This is a genomic window from Desulfolutivibrio sp., from assembly GCF_036584575.1.
Classification (GTDB): domain Bacteria; phylum Desulfobacterota; class Desulfovibrionia; order Desulfovibrionales; family Desulfovibrionaceae; genus Desulfolutivibrio.
Genome location: NZ_JAZHDB010000116.1, coordinates 1 through 19,708, shown reverse-complemented (window position 1 = coordinate 19,708; position 19,708 = coordinate 1). Strand labels below are relative to the sequence as shown.

The window sequence follows — 19,708 nt, the reverse complement described above, 5'->3', positions numbered from 1 at the left end:
GGGGGGCCTTGGCCCCGGGGGCGGCGGGTTTGCCCTTGGCGGCGGCCTTGGCCGGGGCGGCGGGTTTGCCGGAATTGATCGAAGTGGTGGACGGGGGCGGGTCGCCCGCCTTGGTCTTGGTGGCGGACGGGCCCTTGGGCACGCAGGCCAGGGGCAGGGCCAGCAAAAAAAGAATCAGAACCGGACGAAGGACATGTCGCATGGGGTCAAACCTCGGAATATGGCGTCTTGGTGGGGCCGTGAGGCATGGCCCAAAGAGGCGAAGAAGGCCTGATTTCGCCGGTCACTGTGAAAAAAAACAAGATATCCAAAGAGGATATCTGGGAGTCTGCCCAGGACACGCAACCGGCCAGCCATTGATGATTCAGCTGGATTTGAGAAGCGGGCATGCCTTGCATCACCCAAGAAATAGCAGTTTGGGTGGTGGTTGAAAAGGGATTTTGAAAAATCATGTTGCCAAAGAGTTGAAAATAACTATAAAGGCGATTTTCAGGGTCCGAGGTGACGGTTTGAACGTGTGTTTTTTCACAAGGAGAAGTGGGTATGAGTGTTGAGGGCGTGGTGAAGTGGTTCAATGAGAAGAAGGGTTTTGGCTTCATTCAGCAGCGCGAGGGTGATGACGTTTTTGTCCATTACAAGGATATCCAGGGAGCTGGATTCAAGACTTTGGCCGAGGGTGAGAAAGTTTCCTTCGAGATTGTGGATGGTGAGAAAGGCAAAAAGGCCGTCAATGTGACGCGTCTGGGATAGCTTTGTTTTGGTAATACGTCGCGTGCGGACCCCAACAAATCACGGGCGGCCCGAGCATTCGGGCCGCCCGTTCCCTTTTTCCCATGGACCCGGCTAGAACGTGTACTTAAATCCCAGGGCCACCTTCCAGGCGTCGTTGATCATCCGCGTGTAGTTTCTCGGGGTGTTCCAGATGCTTGCCTTGGCCCCGGACAGGTTGGCCCAGCCCGTTTCCAGGGTCAGGGCCAGATTCTCGTAGATCATGTATTTGGAATCAAAGGTGAGTCCCAGGAGCCATTCCCCCTCGGCCAGGGTTTTGCCCATGGTCAGATAGTTCCCGTTGCCTCCCGAGGCGGCCACGGCCAGCCGCATGCCCCGGGGCGAACTGGTCCCGGTCATGGCCGTCAGCGAGATGATGTGGGAGAGCTTTTCGAAAAACGAGAGGTTTTCAAAGGCCAGGGTGGCGCCCATGGAGCCTGTGACGTCGATGCCCATGTTGTCGTTGCTGAAGTCCTGGTTGCAGGGAAAAAGGAAGGAGTTGGCCATGCCGAAGTTGGGGGAGATGACCGGGATGCGTTCGCTGCCGTTTGTCAGATCCGAGTCTTCGCCGCTGGACCACCACACGCCGATCTCCGGGGTGACGAAGGACAGGCCGGTATACTGCACGGCGGCGTCGAAGAAAGAACCGTGGCGGCGATTGCGGGCGGCGTCGCCCATGGCGGTCTGGCCGTAGATGGCGTCGGCCTGGAAGACGATGGGGTCAAGGGCGTCGATGACCACGGAGGCCCCGGCCCACAGGCCGAGGTTTTGACTGTCCTGGTAGCCTGTCGGGGTCAGGTACGACCCGCCCGAGCGCAGGCCGGCCCGCACGGAGGACGACAGGCTCGCTCCCTGGCCGATGACCCCGGCCATGGCCCAGGGGGTGATGTCGAAGCCGTCCAGGGTGATGGGCAGGGTAAGGAAGTACAGGTCGAGTTCGTCGGCTGCCTGGGTGGTGGTGGCGTCGAAAGCCCCAGCGTCCGTGCGCCGGATGAATCCCAGGTTCAGGGCCAGGGTATCCTCAATGAGCGGGGCGGTGATCACGATGCCTGCGGTGCTCTTGGTTTCCTTCTTGGAGGCCAGGACCACGCTGTCGTAGAAAACGGGGGACTGGGGCAGGGACAGGGGTTGCAGGCCCACGGTGAATTGTATCTTCGTGTCCGGCCACTTGAACTGGAGATAGGCCTGGTAGACCTGGATGCTGACCTGGGCGGCGTCGGCGGTATAGGTTCCCGTGCCCCAGGCTGTGTCCGTGACCATGAATCCCAGGCGGAATTTCAGGTCGTCGCTGGTGATGAAGTCCGTGCGGATGCGGAAACGCTGGTAGATCTGCAGGGTGTCTTCGGTGGCCGTGCCGGTGGCGTTCCAGCCGGTGAAGTTGCGGTTTTGGAAGAAAATGCCGTAAACCCGCAAATCTCCAGCCATTTTGACGTCCAGGCCAGCCAGGGCGGAGGCGGCCGGACACAGCAGAACCACAAGCAGGCAGATCACAATTCGGCGCATGGCAAAGGCTCCTTGGCGAAACATGTTTTTCGCGAGGAAAATTGACAGCGGGCTATGATAATGTCAATCCAACACGGTCGTCGAACCACCGCGTGACCCACGGCCTGGCAGGGGAACACCGGGGATGCAACCACCCTATATGACAGAGAAAGAGGACATATGACATGGAGATGAAGATTCTACTTCCAGAGAGGGAAATGCCCACCAAATGGTACAACGCCCTGCCCGATCTGCCCACGCCCCTGGCCCCGCCGCTCGATCCCCAGACGCATAAGCCCCTGACCCCGGACCAACTGGAGCCTATCTTCCCCAAGGCCGTCATCGAGCAGGAGCTTTCTCCCAAAAACTGGATCGACATCCCCGAGCCGGTCCTGGACATCTACCGGCTCTACCGGCCCACACCCCTTATCCGGGCCAAGCGTCTGGAAGAGGCCCTGGGGGTCAAGTGCCGCATCTATTATAAAAACGAGTCCGTCTCCCCGGCGGGATCGCATAAGCCCAACACCGCCATCCCCCAGGTCTACTACAACAAGATCGAAGGGGTGAAGCGCATCGCCACCGAGACCGGCGCGGGCCAGTGGGGCACGGCCCTATCCTTTGCCTGCGGCATGTTCGGGCTGTCATGCACCGTGTACATGGTCAAGGTCAGCTACAACCAGAAACCCTATCGCAGGAGCCTCATCCAGGCCTACGGCGGCGAGGTCTTCGCCTCGCCCTCGGACAAGACCCGCACCGGCCGGGCGATGTTGGAAAAAGATCCGGACTGCGCCGGGAGCCTGGGCTTGGCCATTTCCGAGGCCGTGGAGGATGCGGCCACCCACGACGATACGAAATATTCCCTGGGCAGCGTGCTTAACCATGTGCTCCTGCACCAGACCATCTGCGGCCTGGAGACGGAAAAGCAACTGGCCATGATCGGTGAGAAGCCCGACTATCTGGTCGGTTGCGTGGGCGGCGGCAGCAACTTCGCCGGGCTGTTTCTGCCGTTTTTGCCGCGCAAGCTGGCCGGGGAGAAGATGCGGTTCATCGCCATTGAGCCCAAGGCCTGCCCCACCCTGACCCGGGGCGATTTCCGCTACGATTACGGCGACGTGGCCAGGCTTACCCCCCTGATCAAGATGCATACCCTGGGGCATTCGTTCATGCCCGCGCCCATTCACGCCGGGGGCCTGCGCTACCACGGCGATGCGCCGCTTCTGTGCAACCTGGTGGCCGAGGGGCTGGTGGAGGCCGAGGCCTATTATCAGCTGGAATGCTTCGATGCGGCCAAGCTTTTTCTGCGCACCGAAGGATTTTTGCCCGCGCCCGAAACCTCCCACGCCATCAAGGGGGCCATCGAGACGGCCAAACGGGCCAAACCCGGCGAGGTGGTGGTCTTTTTGTATTCGGGACACGGCCTTTTGGATCTGCCGTCCTACGATGCCTATCTGGGCGGCCGCCTGACCAACTTCGAATATCCCGAGGAGCATATCGCCCAGGCCCTCAAGGCCTGCCCGGTGATCGAGGAATAGACGAGACATCGGCGGCCCTCCCGGCCGTCGCCGTGTCGCGGGACGCCAGACGCCCTCCTTCCGGTTTCACGCCGGGAGGGGGGCGCGTCGTTTTTCGGGGGGGCCTACGCCCTTTCGTCGGGGTCAGATTTAGGCGATGGCCGCGACGGCCTGGTCGGTGAGGTCGAACATCCGGGGGCCGTGATCGAATCCGGCCAGGTGCAGGATGCCGTGGCACAGCATGCGGGTGAAGTGCCGCCGGGGTTCCTGGCCATAGAGGAAGGCCTCGCGGGCCACGGTGTCCAGGCTTATGGCCATGTCGCCCAGGTAGTCGGGCTGGTCGGGGTCGTCCATGGGAAAGGACAGGACGTTGGTCGGGCCGGGGAGGCCCAGATAGGCGCGGTTGAGGGCCTCGATCTCCTGGTCTGCGACCACGCGCAGGGAGAGGGTCTTTTCGGGCAGGCCGAGCGCCTCCAGGGTCTTGTCCACAAGAATCTGGAGGTCGCGGCGGGAGATGGGCATATCCACCCGGCGCAGGCCCGGGGAAACCTCGATCATGCGGCCTGTTCCGGGGAGGGTTTGGCGATTTCGGTCGGCGCCTCTTTGGATTTGGCGGGTTTGTTGCCGCTACGGTCGATGGTCGGGTATTCGATGCGTTGATGGAAGATGCCGGTCAGGATGCGATGGAATGTCTCGGTCAGAAGCGTGAGATCCTTTAACGTCAACTGGGATTCGTCCAGTTCGCCTTCGGTGTAGATCTTGCGCAGGATGCTTTGGATGTGTCCCTTGATGCGGCTGGGGGTGGGGTCGACCAGGGTCCGGCTGGAGGCCTCGATGGCGTCGGCCAGGAGAATGAGCCCGGCCTCTTTGGATTGCGGCTTGGGGCCGGGATAGCGGAACTCTTCCTCGCGCACGGGGTCTTCGCCCTTGGCCTCGGCCATCTCCTGGGCCTTGTGGTAGAAAAAGGTGATGAGCGTGGTGCCGTGGTGCTGGCTGATGAGGTCGGTGATGACCGGTCCCAGTTTGTGTTCCCGGGCCAGTTCCACGCCCTTTTTGACGTGGGAGATGAGGATCAGGGCGCTCATGGACGGGGTGAGCTTGTTGTGGCGGTTCTCTTTTCCGGAGATGTTTTCGATGAAATACTGGGGATTTTTGAGCTTGCCGATGTCGTGATACAGCGCCGCGACCTTGGCCAAAAGGGCGTTGGCCCCGATGACCCGGGCTCCGGCCTCGGCCATGTTGGAGACCACCAGGGAGTGGTGGTAGGTGCCGGGGGCCTTGACCATGAGTTCCTGGAGCAGGGGTTGTTCCAGGTTCATGAGCTCCATGAGCCGAAAGCGCGAGGAATAGCCGAAGATCAGTTCCATGATGGGCGAGATGCCCATGACCGCAAGCAGGGTCAAGAGGCCGTTGAGGACGATGAAAAAAATGCCGGTTCCCGCCGTGGCCAGGTCGATGAAGTCCATGAGGTTGACGGCGACCCACATGAAAAGCAGCGTGGCGATGAGCGGGATGCTGGTTTTTAAGACCTGGACCCTCGTTTCGGAGCGTTTGAGCAGGAAGATGAAGATCATGGACCCGATGAAATAGTAGCAAAAGAGGTTGAGGTCCGCGCCGATCAGGCGACAGGTCAGAAACGACAGCATGAGGCTCATGAGGATGCACAGGCGCTTGGGGAAAAACAGGGCCAGGATGCCCGAGGCCCCGGCCAGGGGCAGGCTGTAGGCGAAGTACATGGCCCGTACGGATTCGGGAACGTCCCCCGTGGGCAGGCGCACGGCGTTGCCGAATTTGGCGAACAGCCCAAAGGCCAGAAAAACCGTGCCCAAAAACAGCCAGTCCTTGTCGGAAACGGCCCGAAGCCCTCGTTTTTCGAGGGAAAAATGCAGCACCAAAAGCAGGAGCAGACACATGGCGAAGCCGCCCACCCCTTCCATATATTGCACGCCGCCGGACTGGAGGCGGTAGAGGGACTGGAGCTTGAGCTGCTGGACGGGGCCCACCCGTTCGCCCTGGCGGACGATGATCTCGCCCTTTTTGATGTTGTAATACAGGGGTTCCACGGCGGCCATGATCTCGCGCTTGCGGCCCTGGGTGGTCTCCTGGTTCAGGGTCAGGTTGGGAACCAGAAAGGGGTGGATGAGGGCGCTGACGGCCTTGCGCACCCGTATGGGTCGGTTGAGATCGGTCTTGAGATGCGCTTCCAGGGCGTCGCGGACCTGCTTGAGGTCTTTGATGTCCCGGGGGTCGATGCGCAGCATTTCCATGTTGCTGGGCAGATCGCGGATGAGGATGCCGTTTTTGTAGGCCAAAAGGATGCTTGAAGCCGAAACCACGCCGGGTTCGTAGGCCGACTTGATCCAGGGCAGGATCCGGGTGCGCACCAGGCCGCGCAGATCGGCCCGCTGCCAGGAGTCGATGACGTCCTGGCCGATTTCGACATTGAGACTTTCGGAGATCTGCCAGCGCAGTTTTTCCAACTCTTCGCCGCTGGCCTCGGAAACGGCGTTTAAAATGTCGTCCACGCCCTTGGTCAGGTCGATAAAGGGTTTGGGGCTCAGATCGAAGACCGGAGGCTGGGTTTCGGCCACCTGTTCGCGGCGGCTGGCCGTGGCGGCGGTGTCCTCGATCTGGAGGTTCTGGTCGGCGGCCACGTCATGGGTGGCCACCTCGCCGGCCACGAAGAGCTTGATGCGGTTTTGAAACCCCATGGTGGACAAAAGGCAAAGGACGGCCAACACCGTCAGAAAAAAGAGCAACCCGGCCACGGGAAACGGTTTGACGTCTTTTCCCGGCGCCTTTTGCGTGGCCTTGCTCTTGATCTGGACCTGGGGCCGCAGGTGCTTTTTAACCTTGTCGAATATCTCGCTCATAGGCCTGTACGATCCGTCCCACCAGGGGGTGGCGGATCACGTCTTCCTCGTGAAAAGCGATGAAAGCCAGCCCCGTCACGCCGGTCAGGATGCGCCTGGCCTCCACCAGCCCGGAAACGGCCCGGGGGGGCAGGTCGATCTGGGTCACGTCGCCGGTGACCACGGCCTTGGACCCAAGGCCCAGGCGGGTCAGAAACATCTTCATCTGCTCGGGGGTGGTGTTTTGGGCCTCGTCGAGGATGATGAAGGCGTCATTCAAGGTCCGGCCGCGCATGAAGGCCAGGGGTGCGACCTCGATGACCCCGGTCTCGATCATCTCGTGAACCTTCCGGAAGTCGAGCATGTCGTTTAAGGCGTCGTAGAGGGGGCGCAGATAGGGGGTGACCTTTTCGATCATGTCCCCGGGGAGGAACCCGAGCTTTTCCCCGGCTTCCACGGCCGGGCGGGTCAGCACCAGCCGCTTGCAGCGCCGTTCCAGGAGGGCCGAGACCGCCATGGCCACGGCCAGATAGGTCTTGCCCGTTCCGGCCGGGCCGATGCCGAAGACCAGGTCGTGTTCGCGGATGGCCGCCACGTAGTCTTTCTGAGTGGCGGATTTGGGGGTGACGGTCTTTTTGGGGGAGACAGCCACGGCGTCGCCCGAAAAAACGGTTCCCAGCCGGGCCTCGGGCTCCCGGGCCAGGACGGCCAAAGCCCGCTCCACATCCCCCTGGCCCACGGGAAGCCCCCGGCGCAGGATGCCGTAGAGCTGCACCAGCACGCTTTCGGCATGGGACACGGCTTCCCTGGACGAGGCCCGCAGGGTGGCGGTGCTGCCCCGGGTATCGATCTGCGCGCCGCTTTTTTCGGCGATAAGCGCGACGTTCTCGTTGTGCGGCCCGAAGAGATCCCGGGCCAGCCGCGAGTCGTCGAAATCCAGACGGCGCTCAAAGCCGTTACGTTGGCTCATGTGTCTCCATGACGGCGAATACGTCCGCCGGACGGAAAAAAACGCGTCTGCCTCAACAAGGTTTCAGGTCGCCTCGGGGGACGCTTCCGCCGTCACCGGCCAATACGCAAATCCAGGCCGGACCACAAGGGGATGCCCGGGATTTCCCGGTCAATCGATGGAAAATGTTCACGTCAAAGAGAAGAACGATTTGGAGATCGTCAAGGCAGGCGAAGCGTTTTTTCCAATTCGGGATCCAGATTCACGGCCAGGGTCTCGGCCAGCTTCTCCACCTGGACCTGGCCCGGGGCGAAGCCCTTGCCCCGGCGCACGTCCCTGACCAGGGCCATGAGCACCAAGGCCTTGGCGTCGCCCGCCCGCCAACTGGCCAGGGCGGCCAGGGTCGCGGCCTCGATGAGGCTTTGCCGGGGAACCTCGCGGCCGGGGTGGTCCCGGCGCAAGATGACATGGGCGCCCGGGCCGCCCTCCACATGAAACCAATAGTCAAAGGGCGAGGCGGCCTTGCGCAGAAGTTCCTCGTTGGCCCGGGCGTTTTTCCCGCGAAGCGCCAGAAATCCGTCCGAGGTGCGGTAGATGTGGGCCGGGATGCCGCGAAAGCGTCCCGGTTCCAGGTCGTCGGCAGGGACCGTGGGTTTTGCGGCGCGATCCCTGGCCTGTTTCGCGGCCGGTTTGCCGCCCGGGGCGGGTCCGTCCGAAGCGGAAGGCCGACCCGGCCAGCCTGCAACCGGATCGCCGGACTGCTTCGGGTCGGCCAGGGCGGTCCGGCGCGCAGCCACCACGGCCAAGCCCCGGCGTCCCTTGGCGGCGCGTGAAAACAGGTGGGTCATATTTTCCAGGACGGTCAGCCGGGGATCGAGGCCCTGAGTCATGGTCCCCTTTTCGGGATGCTCCAGGGTCAGGGAGGGGATGCGGCTTTTGCCGTCCAGGCGGTGCAGATTGGCGGCGATGGCCTCGGCAAAGGCCCCCTGGCCGATCATTGCCGTAAGCCTGGCTTCGTCCTGCTCCAGGCGGGAGACGGCCCGGGCCGTGCGTCTGGCCCGGTTTTTTTCGCTGACCACGGCCTTTTGGGCCGTATCGCCCGAGGCGGCGGCGAAAAAGTGGGGTTCCCCGAAGGCCGCAGCCGCCGACAGGGGGTCGGGAAAGGCCGTCAGGATCACCTGGGGGGACAGCCCGGGCATGGGGCGGCAAAAGACGTCCAGGGGGAGCGCGGGCGGGGCGCCCGGGGCGAGGGCGGCCGCCGGGCCGGGGAGGGCGACGAAAAAGCCTTCCGCTTCACCCCGCTGCACGGCGGCGTAAAAATCCCGGGCCTGCTCCTGAGGCAGCATGGCCACGGCCTTGCGCAGCCGGGGCGTGATGTGCGCATGGCGTTGCCAGATATCCGGATCGCCGCGTACGGCCTCGAAATCCGGCCAGTCGGGTTGGCCTCCGAATCCGTCGGGCAGGGTGTCCGTCAGGCTCAACCCGGATTTGGCGTCGATGACGAAAAAGCGTCCCTCCCCCTGGGACAGGCACAGGGCCAGCCTCCTGCTGGGCCAGTCCCCAAGCGCGCCCAGGATGCGCCGGTCCGACAACCGCTTGCGCAGCCACATGGCCTTGGCCGGCGGCTCGGGGGGGAAGGTCGGCTTATGCGCCGAGACGAAAAGAAAAAAACGGCCAGGACCGGTCCGGCCGTGCAGGTATTTGGGGGGGGGAGCGTCGGTTTCGTCCGGCGTGCAGGCCCCGGACAGCCCCAGGGAAAAAAGCCCCGGGGCGGGGAAGGCGATCTTGCGTAAGCGGACCCCGGTGAGCGTCCGGGCCAGCAGGGGAAGCAGGCTTCGGAAAAAATCGGCTTCCATGGCCTGTCCTGGCCGCGATGCGCCGGGCGCCCCGGGCTATTCGCCGCGCAGGTTTTCCTCGTCTTCCTGCTTGCTTTTGCACTTGATGCACAGCGTGGTCACGGGGCGGGCCTTGAGTCTGGCCACGCTGATGTCCTCGCCGCACTCCACGCACTCGCCGTAGGTGCCGTCCTCGATACGTTCCAGGGCCTCTTTGATCTTTTTGATGAGCTTGCGCTCCCGATCCCGCAGGCGAAGGGTGAAGGCCCGGTCGGACTCGGCCGTGGCCCGGTCGGCCGGATCGGCATAGACCTCCACGGTGTCGGTCATGTCCTCAATGGTTTCCTCACCCTTTTTGAGGATGTCCTGAAGCATGTTGCTCAAAAGATTTTGAAAGAAATCCACGTCTTTGGGGTCCATGCATCCCTCCTGGCGCGTAAGCCGTCCTCAGGCGGCGGCTTCAAAAGAGATTTCCTCTATATCAAAGCCGGGCGAACGTAAAGCGTCCTGAGGCGTCCGGATTGTTTTGGGGAGGATTTGCCGCAGGCAAACCGCGATGGCTGCGGCCCTGCCCAGACCCGCCTTGCCGGGTGTGCGGGAAAGACGTAGACGGCTTGCATAGAAATAACGAACCGATTTCGACGGTTCAGGAGAGTCGCCTATGCGAACCAGCCAGTCAGCCATTGCCGCCGCCGTACGCCAGGAGGCCGCCGCCCAGCCTGACGAGGCCGTGGGGCGCGTGGTCGCGGGGGCGTTGCTTGTGGGCGTTTGCGCCACGCGCACGGGGCTTTGCACCAATGTCGCCGGGGAGGGCTTTGCTCCCGCGTCCGGGGGAACCGTGCACGGCCTGCTGGAAGGGCTGGAATTGACCGGTCTGGACGGCCGGGCGGCCAGCCTGGCCGTGGCCGCCGCCGGGGCGCTTTTGCCGCCGCCGCCGGTATCCGCAAAAAAGGCTCAGGATCTCATTTTGGACCGCGGCCGGGGACGGCGCGTGGCCGTGGTGGGGCATTTCCCCTTTGTGGAGAAAATGGGTCCGGCCTTCGCCTCCTTCTCCGTGCTGGAGCGCGCCCCCCGGCCCGGGGATCTTCCCGCTGCGCAGGCGGAAACGGTGTTGCCCGAGGCCCAGGTGGTGGCCATCACCGCCTCGGCCCTGGCCAACGGCAGCCTGGGAGGGCTTTTGGACCTATGTTCGCCCGGGGCCTTTGTGCTCCTGGTGGGGCCAAGCGTTCCCTTCGCCGGTTGCCTGTTCGATTTCGGCGTCGATGTGTTGTGCGGCAATGTGGTGACGGACGCCCAGGCCGTTTTGGACGGTGTGGCCCGGGGGCTCCCCTACCGGGCGCTTCAGGGGCTATCGGCGGTGTGCGCCGTCCGGAATGATTTTGTCAGAAAAACCCGTTGACGGGGGTGGCGATTCTCGATAAAGACCTTTCCTCGCTTGGCGGCCGCCGAGAGATGCCCGGCCAGGACGTTGCGGGGGGAAATCCCCGAAACGGTTGACAACGAATCCGGGCGGACGTAAGAGACCGGTTCTTTGAAGACGAGGCGGCATAGCCAAGTGGTAAGGCAGAGGTCTGCAAAACCTCCATTCTCCGGTTCAAATCCGGATGCCGCCTCCACACTCCTGAAGCGGGAGTAACTCAGTGGTAGAGTGCAACCTTGCCAAGGTTGAAGTCGCGGGTTCAAATCCCGTCTCCCGCTCCAATTGAAATCGCCAAGGGCCGGTCACCACACCGGCCTTTTTTTTTACCCGCCGCGCCCCTGCGGCCCCCGGCGGACCACCTCAAGCCCCCGGAACATCCCGTGTCCCACAATACTTCCCCCATCGCCGTATCTGACGACGCCTCCCTGGACGAGCTTCTGGCCCTGGCCGGGGCCCGATACGACGTGCGCTTCGAGCCTGTCACGGTGGGCGACACCACCCTGGAACTGCTCCAGATCGCGGACATGGTGGCCCTCATCGACCGCCTGACCCGTGAATCCGCCGACGGCCCTCTGGAACTGCCGTTTTGGGCCCGGATATGGCCGACATCCATCCTTTTGTCCTATTTCCTGGGGCGCATGGAGCCGGGATCCTCCTCGGGAGCGGCCAAAACCATGCTGGAGATCGGCGCGGGGGTGGGCATCTGCGGACTGTTCGCCGCCGCCCGGGGGTTCGACGTGACCATCACCGACATCCACCCCGACGCCCTGCTTTTTTGCCGCATAAACGTCCTGAAAAACGGCCTTTCAGCCAACGCCCGGGTCTGCCGGGCGGATTTCTCCGTCGACCGGCTGGGCAGGCGCTTCGACTATATCATCGGCTCCGAGGTGCTCTACCTGGAGGATATCCATCGGGCGCTGGTCAAGTTTTTGTCCGCCCACCTGTCCCTGGAACCCGAGGCCGAGATCCTGCTGGCCCGGGACTATCATCGCAAGGCGCCCACGTTTTTGCGCCGCGCCGCGCCCGACTACGACATCGCCGAACGGACGCTGGGCTACAAGGAAACCACCCCGCCCGAGCAGCCTGGGGCGACGGGGCGCATTGAGCGGCAATTGACCACCATCACCCGTATGCGGGCCAAAAAACATGCGTAAATTCCTCCCGACGTCCAAGGGATATGTGGCCGATTCGGACAAGATCTGCTCTCCCGAGGAAACCGTGGCCAGGGCCAGGGCCGCCTTCGCGCGTTTCGGATCGGGCCTCCTGGCCGAGACCCGGCGCATCGACACCGGGCGTCTGGGCATTCCGGTCTTTTTGAGCATGTGCGGGGAAAAGGCCCGGGAGATCATGCCCACCCGCAAGCAGATGGGGAAGGGGGCCTCTCCGGCTCAGGCCGAGGCCTCGGCGCTCATGGAGCTCGTGGAACGCTACAGCTTTTTTTCCTTCTGGAACACGCCGGACAACTTCCGGGAACGGGCCTGGTCTGCGGCCCTCGCCGAATGGCCGGGACAGGTCATGCCCCTTGAGGACATCCTGCGGTCGGTTGATGATTCCCTTCCGTTGACGGCCGCCGCCGAAATCATGGATCTCGTGCCCTGGCGCTTTGTTTTGGCCAGGAACCTGACCCGGGACAGAGAGGAGTGGGTTCCCCTGGACTGGTTTAAGAAACTCAACGAGTTCAACGGCTCTTCCGCCGGAAACGGGCTTGAAGAGTCCATCCTGCAGGGGGCCTGCGAACTGGTGGAGCGCCACGTGTGCGCCGTGGTGGACCGCACCTGGCCCGTAACCCCCACCATCAGTCTCGACTCCCTTGACGACCCGGTGTTACGCTCGCTGGTGGACGCCTTCCGGCGCGAGGGCATTTTGCTGGTGCTCAAGGATTTCAGCCTGGGCATGCCCGTGCCCACGGTGGCGGCCCTGGCCTACGACCCGGTCACTTTCCCTGACGCATCGGAAATCGTGTTCACCGCCGGGACCGCCGCCTCCCCGGCCAAAGCCGCCATCCGGGCCGTCACCGAGATCGCCCAGTTGGCCGGGGATTTCGAGACCATAAGCAACTACGAGGCCTCGGGCCTTCCCAAGTTCACCAGCCCGGCCGGTTTCGCCCGGCTGTTGGACGGTCCCGAGACCACCCTGGCGGCCATGCCGAGCATCGAGCGCGGGGATATTTTGGAGGAATTGACCCTGCTGGCCCGGGGGCTTGGGGAAAAGGATCTGTGCCTCTACAGCGTGGAGACCACGAACCCGCAGCTTTCATTGGTCGCCAATTACAACTTCGTGCCGGGATTTTTGTTTCGGGAGCGCACGCCAAACGCCAGCCTGGGACTTTTCGTAGGCCGCATCCTGGTCGAGGAGACGCCGCCGCCCATGGCCTCCCAGGGGCTCGACGTCCTGGCCGGGCACTATCCGGATGCGGCCTTCGTTCCCTTTTTCCGGGCCATGCTGGCCCTGCGCGAAGGGGACGACGCCCGCGCGACCGGTCTTTTCGCCCTGGCCGAGCCGCTGTTGACCGATCCCGAAGACAAGGCCCTGGCCGCATTTTATCAGGCCCACGCCCTGACCCGGGATGAAAAATGGGATGCGGCCGTGCCCCATCTTGACCGGGCCATCGCGTTGTGTCCGGAGGTCAAGGAATACTTCAACCTGCGCGGCGTGGCCCGGTTCAAGGCCGGGGACTACGCCACGGCGGTCGGCGATTTCGAGGCCGCACTGGCCCTGGACAGCGGATCGGCCATGGATTTGGCCAATCTGGGACTTTGCCATGACCGGCAGGGGCATCCGGATCTGGCCGTGCATTATCTCCAATCGGCCATCGCCCTTGATCCAGGCCTTGATTTCGCCCGGGATCGATTGGCCGGGCTTTTGGGTCAGAAGTGATGCAGGTCATCCAACCCCTGGACAACCCACGAAAATATGATAGGAATTGTCCGCGTTTCACGGTTGGAAGGAGGGAGGGACGGCGAAAGCCCCCGGTGCGCCCCAAGCGTAGAAAGCTGGCCGGGGGGATTGACAAGACCGGTTTCGACTTTTAGAACCGCACAAGATTTGGAGACGAAAGCCGCTTTCGCATGACATACTTGTGGCTTTCGGGCGGCAACGCCACCCTGAGGGGCGCTCCTCGAGACGTGACAAGAAACAGCGGATCGCTGTTTTTCGGTAGGGACGCCCGGAAACGGGTATCGTTTTGACACTGACATGCCACAGTGTTAAAAACGAGCGACACCTTTTTTCAACACTTAAGGAGGATGCGCATGGCCACTGTTGAATTCAAAGGAAAAACTTTCGATGTCGATGAAGACGGCTTCTTGCAGAAGTTTGAAGACTGGTGTGAAGAGTGGGTCGAGTATGTGAAAGACTCCGAAGGCATCAAGGAACTGAGCCCCGAGCACCGCAAGGTCATCGAGTTCCTTCAGGACTACTACAAGAAAAACGGCATCGCCCCCATGGTGCGCATCCTGTCCAAGGTGACCGGATTCAAGCTGAAGCACATCTATGAGCTGTTCCCCTCGGGACCGGGCAAAGGAGCCTGCAAAATGGCCGGCCTGCCCAAGCCCACCGGCTGCGTCTAGTCCGTCGCCGCATTTCGATACGAAAGGCGGGGAGTTCGCTCCTCGCCTTTTTTTGCGCCCTCGGGCCGGGGGAGCGAGCGATTTTCGATGGGGGCCGAGGGCCTTCCGGAAGAATCGGCGTACAGGCGGAACCGCCGCCCTGTGTTGCGGGGGGAGCCCAACGATGGCGGCAACGCGCCTTCCCCGACATCGGGTCGGACGTATCCCCCGGGTGTGGCCGGGGACGGGAGACGTTGTCTCTGTTTCGGTCGTGATCGTTGTGCGTGGGACAGAGGGCCTGCATCAACCCTCACAGGGGGCCTCCAGTCTCCCCCTGGCGTGTGAGATGAAAGCGGGCTACTTCTTTTTCGCCCCTGGCTTTGCGGCGGCTGGCGCGGCCTTGCCGGGCGGGAGGGTGGCCTTGCCCGTGGCGGCGGGGACCGCTTTTTTCCCGGTATCCTTGCCCGCCTTGGCTGGTTTGGCGGGTTTTTTCGACGTGTCTTTTTTCTTTTTGGGAGCAGGCAGCTTGCCCTCGTCGGCCAGTTTGAAAAGCTTTCTTTTTTTGCTGTCAAAGGTGATGGCGGTCTTTATGGCCGCCAGGCCCATGGCCATGATGCTCAAGACGATGACCAGCCCTTTTTGTAGTTGCCATTTCTGGCGTTCCACCATGTCCGCCATGGCCCCCTGCCCGAACTGGTTCAAACCGTAGACAAAAAGCGGCACCAAAAGCAGAGCCATGGCCAATCCGGCGATCTCCATCCACATGAAGTTGCGCCCGAGCAGCATGGTGAAAAACGTGGAGTCGCGCACGATGCGCAGGCTCACCAGCCGGGAGCGCAGGGTTTTGATGCGCTCGTCCACCAGGGGCAGGGCTTCCTGACTTTTTCGAAAGTTTTCTGGGATGTTAAGCGTCGTAGTGCGCATCCAGTTGAGTTTGGCCGCGCAAAAATTGAAATCGCGATTGAAGTCCTTGAGCAACTTGGGGAAGGGAAACCAGGCCGCTTCCCGCTGGATGGACTTGAGTTCTTCGAATTGGGCCTGACGACGGGCCTGGATGTTTTTGATCTCGCTGTCCAGCTTGGCCGCGATGGCCTCGCGCAGGGCGCGTACCTCGGTCACCACATCCTTATATGCCACATAATTCTTGATGGTCCCCAACTTGGCCAGGGCCTGGATGCGGGCGGTCGTCTCCTTGAGGTAGGCGTCCTCCGGGGGGAAGTGGATGGCCAGGGTGCCGGACATGGCTTCAAGGCCCTCCAGGGCCTCGGCCGCAGCCAACTCGGCCTCGTTCCAGGGTTTCCACAGGGCGGCCAGGACATGAATGCGTCCCCGCTCCAACTCCGGGTCAAGCAGCACCTTGTTGAAAATGGCGGCGTCGGAGGCCATAAGCCCGGTGAAAAGGGACATGCCCTGGTCCGTGAAACCCATCTTCACCATGCAGACGCCCTGCCGGTATTCCGGCTCCACCCAGCGCGGCGTCTCCTTGCCTGCCAGCTTGTACAGGCCGATGGCCTTTTGAAAGTCCCCCTGCACTTCCATGGCCCGGGCCTGGAGAAAAAGGAAACAGGCGCGTTGCAGCGGCGTGTAGGAGAGCCGCACGGCCTCCTGCCAGTAATAGGCGCTTTTGGCCCAATCCCCGGATTCCATGGCCAAAAAGCCCTGCACGGCCCGGGGATGGTAGCCCCGGGTGTAGCGCGTCAGGGCCTGGGAGACGAATTTTTCCGTCTCCTCGACGTTTCCGGCTCGCAGGTTGTCCAGGGCCTGCCACAAGAATTCCCCCTCCCGAGGCGAGAGCTGGGAAAGCCCGCCCGGGAGATCCTTGCCCTTGCTGCGCCATACGGCCTCCATCATGCGCAACTGGGAGGCGTAATTCACCTCGAACGCGGCCTTGAACAAAAGCGCCTTGGTGTCCGAGGCGGACAGAAGCGCGGCGGCCAGGTTCCCCGTATCTCCCGCCAGGGCGGCATCCAGGGCCTTGAACTGCTCGTTGATGTCCGCGATGTCCAATTGGGCGAGCCTGCCCCAGAGCCCGGGGTTCCATTCCCCGAGACCCTTGGACGGACAATTGGCCGGGTCGTGGTTGGTCAGGCCGCAATAGAAGCAGATGGGCCGATCGCCGGAGACCAGTTGGGCCGGGTAGTCGATGGGCACCGTGCCGGTTTCGGCGGCGTCGCCTTCGGCCGCCAGCCGGACGTTGCACCAGTCGTCCACGGAGTTGCCGCGCGAGGCGTACCGGGCGTCGTTGATCTTGAAGTCGCGGCCGAGCAGAAAGGCGGAACGGTAGCTCATGTGCGGGAAATCGGGGGTGAGCTTGTCCCAGTTGAGATTGATCTTGCGCGGCAGATCCTTGGCGAAGGAGAAGCCTTTCTTGGGGACGGCGGCCATGACGCTCGGCCAATATTTGTGTTCTTCCTCATTATTGTCCCGCAGGCTGGCGATCATGACCAGGATCTCGCGGCACCAGGTTCGAAACTGGCGCAGACCCTCCAGGGGATAGAGGATGAACCCCTCATGGGCCACGTATTTGATGCCCATGCGCTCAAGCAGCTTTTGCAGCTTGCCGTAAATGGTGCGCCAGCCCTCGGAGGTGTTTTTGTCCAGGGGGTCGCCCAGAGGCTTGGTGATGAAGTACCATCCCAGCCCCGAGTCGTAGGACAGTCCCGGCGCGGGATCGAGCAGTTCCCAGGCCACCTTCATGAGCCCCGAAGGGGCGGGGGCCGGGATGGTGGAAAGCCCCGGGGTGGCCGTGATCATGGCCTTGAGGTTGGGATGGATCCATATCTGGATCTCTTCGGCCGGGGCAACTTTCTGCCGCGTGGCGTCCACCGTGGCCCCCACGGTCAGCTCAAGCTTCGGGCCGATGAGGATGGACGCGGGCATGACCACAAGGCTCATGGACAGCTTGTTCACCCGGCCCCATATCTGCATCCGGGCCAGGGCGTTGAGGGCTTCATCGCCGAAAAAACCCCAGACGGATTGAAAATTGTCCTCGGCCACAAGAAAGCCGCCGTAATCCTGGAACATCTGCCCGAAGGCCGGGTCGAGCTGGCCGGACCAGACGGCCCACACCGTGATCCCGGAATGGACCATGCGGGACTGGGGGACGCGGGGGGCCCTGTCCAGAATTGTTGAAAACGAAAGCATGGACAATCTCGCTCTTTTTTCCTACCAAGTGGCTATGGACATTTCACAAACCATCGCGACGCTGAAAAAGGAACCCGGCTTCCATGAGAAGGTGGGCATGATCCTGACCCACAACGGCGTGGCCCGGGCCACCTCCCGGGACGGCCGCCCCGTCTCGCAGATCGAGGTCATTCCCGATTTCGCCAAGATCGAGGCCATTCGGGCCGAATGCGAAACATTGCCCGGGGTCTTTAAAATCGTGGTCGAAGCCCACGGCGGGACGTTCGTTCCCGGCGACGATCTGCTGTTTATCGTGGTGGCCGGCGATATCCGGGAAAACGTCCTCGAAGCCCTGACCCGCACCCTGTACCGGATCAAGGCCGAGGCCGTGGCCAAACGCGAGACCCTGATCGCTTCCTGATCCGGCCTGTCGAGGCCTGCCGTCTTGCCTCGGACGCCGTCCGGGGCGGTCATGCGCCGTGCGCCGGGACATCCGGGTCGCGCAGGCTTTGCCGCGCCAGCCTCCACACCCGCGCCGCCTCGTCCACCCGGCCCCGTTTGCAGCAGCCGTTGGCGTAAATACGGACCTTGCACACCAATTCTTCTTCCATGCAATCCCGATGCCAGGGACTCATTTTCTCGGTGGCCAGGATTTTGGCCAGGGACTTGATGCGAAACAGGTCCATGCCCACGAACCGGGCCGACAACTGGTCCGGGCGGCCGCCCCGGCGCACGGTCAGGGCCTCGTCCAAAAGCCCGATGGGCCCGCGAAGCAACATGCGCAGCCACAAATCGTAGTCCTCGCAGGCCGCCAGCCCTTCATCGAACGGCCCCACCTGCCGCAGATAGTCCCGGTCGATCATCACGCTGGAGGGGCTCACCAGGCACAGCCGAAGGGCCTGGCGGAAAAAATCCCCGTCCTTTTTGAGGTGGACGCGCCTGGGATTGACCCGCACGCCGCCCCGCACCCATATTTCCTGGGTCTGGCTCACGGCATGACCGCTGGCCGCCATATAGGCCAGTTGCCGCTCGATCTTGCCGGGAAGCCAGGTGTCGTCCGAGTCGAGGAAGGCCACGTAGCGCCCCCGGGCCATGGACGCCCCCAGATTGCGCGCCGCCGCCACCCCCCGGTTGCTGGTGGCCGCCACCCGCAACCTTGAGTCGGAAATGCCGACCAGGACCGCCGGGGTGTCGTCCGTGGAGCCGTCGTCCACCACCACAAGCTCCAGTTCCGCGCCGCACTGGGAGAGCACCGAGGCCACGGCCTCGGACACCATCGCAGCCCGGTCAAAGGTGGGGATGACCGCCGATACCGTAACCATGCCGCTCCTCCCGGACCATGCATACCCCACTTGGCCCAAAGGTCCAAATCCCCCCTTTCGTTTGGCCGTCCGCCATGGCATGCTCCCCGCACGGAAACCGCCATGCACACCGACCCGAGGCGCACCTACCGCCACCCCCTGCCGCCCCGATCCGGGGAAAAGGCCTTTCAGGTCGTGGTGGAGCAGACCGATCTGCACATCGTGGCCCGGCGCGACCTGTCCGTCGAGATCGCGGCCTATGTCCACGAACTGCGCGCCGGACTCAAAAACCATATCCTGCTTCACCCGGCTTTCGCCCCCAGCCTTGTCCCCGTGGACGTCCCGGAGCACGCCCCGGCCCTGGTATGTCGCATGGCCCATGCCGCCCGCCTGTGCGGCGTGGGGCCCATGGCCGCCGTGGCCGGGGCCATCTCCCAGGCCGTGGCCGACCGGTTCCGGACGCAAAGCCCGGACATCCTGGTGGAAAACGGCGGCGACATCTTCATGCACTCCACCACCAGCCGCACCGTCGCGCTTTTGGCCAAACCCATCGAGGGCGCGCGTCTGGGGCTCCATATCGCCGCCGACCGGTTCCCCCTCTCCATCTGCACATCCTCCGGCCGCGTCGGGCACTCCTTAAGTTTCGGTCAGGCGGACATGGTGGCCGTGCTGGCCCGGGACGGCGCCCTGGCCGACGCCGCCGCCACGGCCCTGGGCAACCTCCTGCACGACGAATCGGACATGGACGCCATGCTCGCCGCCGCGCGTACCCTGACCACACGCGGCGTCACCGGCGTTTTCGCCCAGATCGGCGAGGCCATCGGCGCCTACGGCGACCTGGAACTGGTGGCGCTGGAAGAGTAAATCGGGGCTGCCGCCCCGCACTGCGTCGGGGCTGCCGCCCCGAACCCCGCCCGGG

18 protein-coding genes and 2 tRNA genes are annotated in these 19,708 nt (G+C 63.2%); 10 read left to right on the top strand and 10 right to left on the bottom strand.

Annotated features, from left to right (window positions below):
• Positions 1-202 (bottom strand): hypothetical protein (locus V3572_RS09290; RefSeq protein ID WP_332110714.1); only part of this gene is annotated, 202 nt, incomplete at its 3' end.
• Positions 203-543: 341 nt separating this feature from the next.
• Here V3572_RS09290 and V3572_RS09285 point away from each other — a divergent pair.
• Complete coding sequence (locus V3572_RS09285; RefSeq protein WP_332110713.1) at positions 544-750, top strand: cold-shock protein; 207 nt, start codon at positions 544-546, stop codon at positions 748-750.
• Between the two features lie 93 nt (positions 751-843).
• Here the strand turns inward: V3572_RS09285 and V3572_RS09280 are convergent, their stop codons facing one another.
• Positions 844-2,271 carry an outer membrane homotrimeric porin gene (locus V3572_RS09280; protein WP_332110712.1) on the bottom strand — a complete coding sequence of 476 codons (1,428 nt, stop codon included), beginning with the start codon at positions 2,269-2,271 and terminating at the stop codon, positions 844-846.
• 164 nt (positions 2,272-2,435) lie between these two features.
• Between V3572_RS09280 and V3572_RS09275 the strand changes: the two genes are divergently transcribed.
• Positions 2,436-3,782 (top strand): TrpB-like pyridoxal phosphate-dependent enzyme, encoded by a 1,347-nt coding sequence (locus V3572_RS09275; protein ID WP_332110711.1) that lies wholly within the window; start codon positions 2,436-2,438, stop codon positions 3,780-3,782.
• Between the two features lie 129 nt (positions 3,783-3,911).
• Here the strand turns inward: V3572_RS09275 and ybeY are convergent, their stop codons facing one another.
• From ybeY to V3572_RS09245, 6 genes are all read right to left on the bottom strand, one after another.
• Positions 3,912-4,319 carry an rRNA maturation RNase YbeY gene (gene ybeY, locus V3572_RS09270; RefSeq protein ID WP_332110710.1) on the bottom strand — a complete coding sequence of 136 codons (408 nt, stop codon included), beginning with the start codon at positions 4,317-4,319 and terminating at the stop codon, positions 3,912-3,914.
• Positions 4,316-6,634 carry an HD family phosphohydrolase gene (locus V3572_RS09265; RefSeq protein WP_332110709.1) on the bottom strand — a complete coding sequence of 773 codons (2,319 nt, stop codon included), beginning with the start codon at positions 6,632-6,634 and terminating at the stop codon, positions 4,316-4,318. The genes ybeY and V3572_RS09265 overlap by 4 nt, the downstream gene beginning before the upstream one ends.
• Positions 6,609-7,583, bottom strand: a complete 975-nt coding sequence (locus tag V3572_RS09260) for a PhoH family protein (RefSeq protein ID WP_332110708.1) — start codon at positions 7,581-7,583, stop codon at positions 6,609-6,611. Before V3572_RS09260 ends, V3572_RS09265 begins: the two co-directional genes overlap by 26 nt.
• 200 nt (positions 7,584-7,783) lie before the next feature.
• A complete protein-coding gene (locus tag V3572_RS09255) occupies positions 7,784-9,418 on the bottom strand; it encodes an NFACT RNA binding domain-containing protein (RefSeq protein WP_332110707.1) in 1,635 nt (544 codons plus the stop codon).
• A gap of 36 nt (positions 9,419-9,454) precedes the next feature.
• Positions 9,455-9,817, bottom strand: coding sequence for an RNA polymerase-binding protein DksA (gene dksA, locus V3572_RS09250; RefSeq protein WP_332110706.1), 363 nt, complete (start codon positions 9,815-9,817; stop codon positions 9,455-9,457).
• Positions 9,818-9,844: 27 nt separating this feature from the next.
• Entirely contained in the window at positions 9,845-10,081 is a 237-nt protein-coding gene (locus V3572_RS09245; RefSeq protein WP_332110705.1) for a hypothetical protein, read from the bottom strand.
• On the opposite strand from V3572_RS09245, the gene V3572_RS09240 reads away from it, so the two are divergent.
• From V3572_RS09240 to V3572_RS09215, 6 genes are all read left to right on the top strand, one after another.
• The gene (locus V3572_RS09240) at positions 10,059-10,796 is read left to right on the top strand and encodes a Rossmann-like domain-containing protein (protein ID WP_332110704.1); all 738 of its coding nucleotides are present in this window, start codon (positions 10,059-10,061) and stop codon (positions 10,794-10,796) included. The two genes, V3572_RS09245 and V3572_RS09240, sit on opposite strands and share 23 nt — an antisense overlap.
• A 142-nt stretch (positions 10,797-10,938) precedes the next feature.
• A tRNA-Cys gene (locus V3572_RS09235) sits at positions 10,939-11,013 on the top strand.
• Between the two features lie 10 nt (positions 11,014-11,023).
• A tRNA-Gly gene (locus tag V3572_RS09230) sits at positions 11,024-11,098 on the top strand.
• Between the two features lie 99 nt (positions 11,099-11,197).
• The gene (locus tag V3572_RS09225; RefSeq protein WP_332110703.1) at positions 11,198-11,971 is read left to right on the top strand and encodes a class I SAM-dependent methyltransferase; all 774 of its coding nucleotides are present in this window, start codon (positions 11,198-11,200) and stop codon (positions 11,969-11,971) included.
• Positions 11,964-13,694, top strand: a complete 1,731-nt coding sequence (locus tag V3572_RS09220) for a YcaO-like family protein (RefSeq protein WP_332110702.1) — start codon at positions 11,964-11,966, stop codon at positions 13,692-13,694. Before V3572_RS09225 ends, V3572_RS09220 begins: the two co-directional genes overlap by 8 nt.
• 374 nt (positions 13,695-14,068) lie before the next feature.
• Complete coding sequence (locus V3572_RS09215) at positions 14,069-14,386, top strand: TusE/DsrC/DsvC family sulfur relay protein (RefSeq protein ID WP_163302668.1); 318 nt, start codon at positions 14,069-14,071, stop codon at positions 14,384-14,386.
• Positions 14,387-14,722: 336 nt separating this feature from the next.
• Here the strand turns inward: V3572_RS09215 and V3572_RS09210 are convergent, their stop codons facing one another.
• Entirely contained in the window at positions 14,723-17,509 is a 2,787-nt protein-coding gene (locus V3572_RS09210; RefSeq protein WP_332110701.1) for a tetratricopeptide repeat protein, read from the bottom strand.
• 34 nt (positions 17,510-17,543) lie between these two features.
• Between V3572_RS09210 and V3572_RS09205 the strand changes: the two genes are divergently transcribed.
• Positions 17,544-17,909: a molybdenum cofactor biosynthesis protein MoaE gene (locus tag V3572_RS09205; protein ID WP_332110715.1), complete on the top strand. Its 366-nt coding sequence runs from the start codon at positions 17,544-17,546 to the stop codon at positions 17,907-17,909.
• Positions 17,910-17,958: 49 nt separating this feature from the next.
• On the opposite strand, the gene V3572_RS09200 is transcribed toward V3572_RS09205, so the two are convergent.
• Positions 17,959-18,810 (bottom strand): glycosyltransferase family 2 protein, encoded by an 852-nt coding sequence (locus V3572_RS09200; protein ID WP_332110700.1) that lies wholly within the window; start codon positions 18,808-18,810, stop codon positions 17,959-17,961.
• A gap of 102 nt (positions 18,811-18,912) precedes the next feature.
• Between V3572_RS09200 and V3572_RS09195 the strand changes: the two genes are divergently transcribed.
• Entirely contained in the window at positions 18,913-19,653 is a 741-nt protein-coding gene (locus tag V3572_RS09195) for a UPF0280 family protein (RefSeq protein ID WP_332110699.1), read from the top strand.
• The last annotated feature ends 55 nt before the right edge of the window (positions 19,654-19,708 follow it).

Coding starts and splice junctions, on each gene's coding strand:
- V3572_RS09285 (WP_332110713.1), top strand. CDS start 544: ATGAGTGTTGAGGGCGTGGTGAAGTGGTTCAATGAGAAGAAGGGTTTT.
- V3572_RS09280 (WP_332110712.1), bottom strand. CDS start 2,271: ATGCGCCGAATTGTGATCTGCCTGCTTGTGGTTCTGCTGTGTCCGGCC.
- V3572_RS09275 (WP_332110711.1), top strand. CDS start 2,436: ATGGAGATGAAGATTCTACTTCCAGAGAGGGAAATGCCCACCAAATGG.
- ybeY (WP_332110710.1), bottom strand. CDS start 4,319: ATGATCGAGGTTTCCCCGGGCCTGCGCCGGGTGGATATGCCCATCTCC.
- V3572_RS09265 (WP_332110709.1), bottom strand. CDS start 6,634: ATGAGCGAGATATTCGACAAGGTTAAAAAGCACCTGCGGCCCCAGGTC.
- V3572_RS09260 (WP_332110708.1), bottom strand. CDS start 7,583: ATGAGCCAACGTAACGGCTTTGAGCGCCGTCTGGATTTCGACGACTCG.
- V3572_RS09255 (WP_332110707.1), bottom strand. CDS start 9,418: ATGGAAGCCGATTTTTTCCGAAGCCTGCTTCCCCTGCTGGCCCGGACG.
- dksA (WP_332110706.1), bottom strand. CDS start 9,817: ATGGACCCCAAAGACGTGGATTTCTTTCAAAATCTTTTGAGCAACATG.
- V3572_RS09240 (WP_332110704.1), top strand. CDS start 10,059: ATGCGAACCAGCCAGTCAGCCATTGCCGCCGCCGTACGCCAGGAGGCC.
- V3572_RS09245 (WP_332110705.1), bottom strand. CDS start 10,081: ATGGCTGACTGGCTGGTTCGCATAGGCGACTCTCCTGAACCGTCGAAA.
- V3572_RS09220 (WP_332110702.1), top strand. CDS start 11,964: ATGCGTAAATTCCTCCCGACGTCCAAGGGATATGTGGCCGATTCGGAC.
- V3572_RS09215 (WP_163302668.1), top strand. CDS start 14,069: ATGGCCACTGTTGAATTCAAAGGAAAAACTTTCGATGTCGATGAAGAC.
- V3572_RS09210 (WP_332110701.1), bottom strand. CDS start 17,509: ATGCTTTCGTTTTCAACAATTCTGGACAGGGCCCCCCGCGTCCCCCAG.
- V3572_RS09205 (WP_332110715.1), top strand. CDS start 17,544: ATGGACATTTCACAAACCATCGCGACGCTGAAAAAGGAACCCGGCTTC.
- V3572_RS09200 (WP_332110700.1), bottom strand. CDS start 18,810: ATGGTTACGGTATCGGCGGTCATCCCCACCTTTGACCGGGCTGCGATG.
- V3572_RS09195 (WP_332110699.1), top strand. CDS start 18,913: ATGCACACCGACCCGAGGCGCACCTACCGCCACCCCCTGCCGCCCCGA.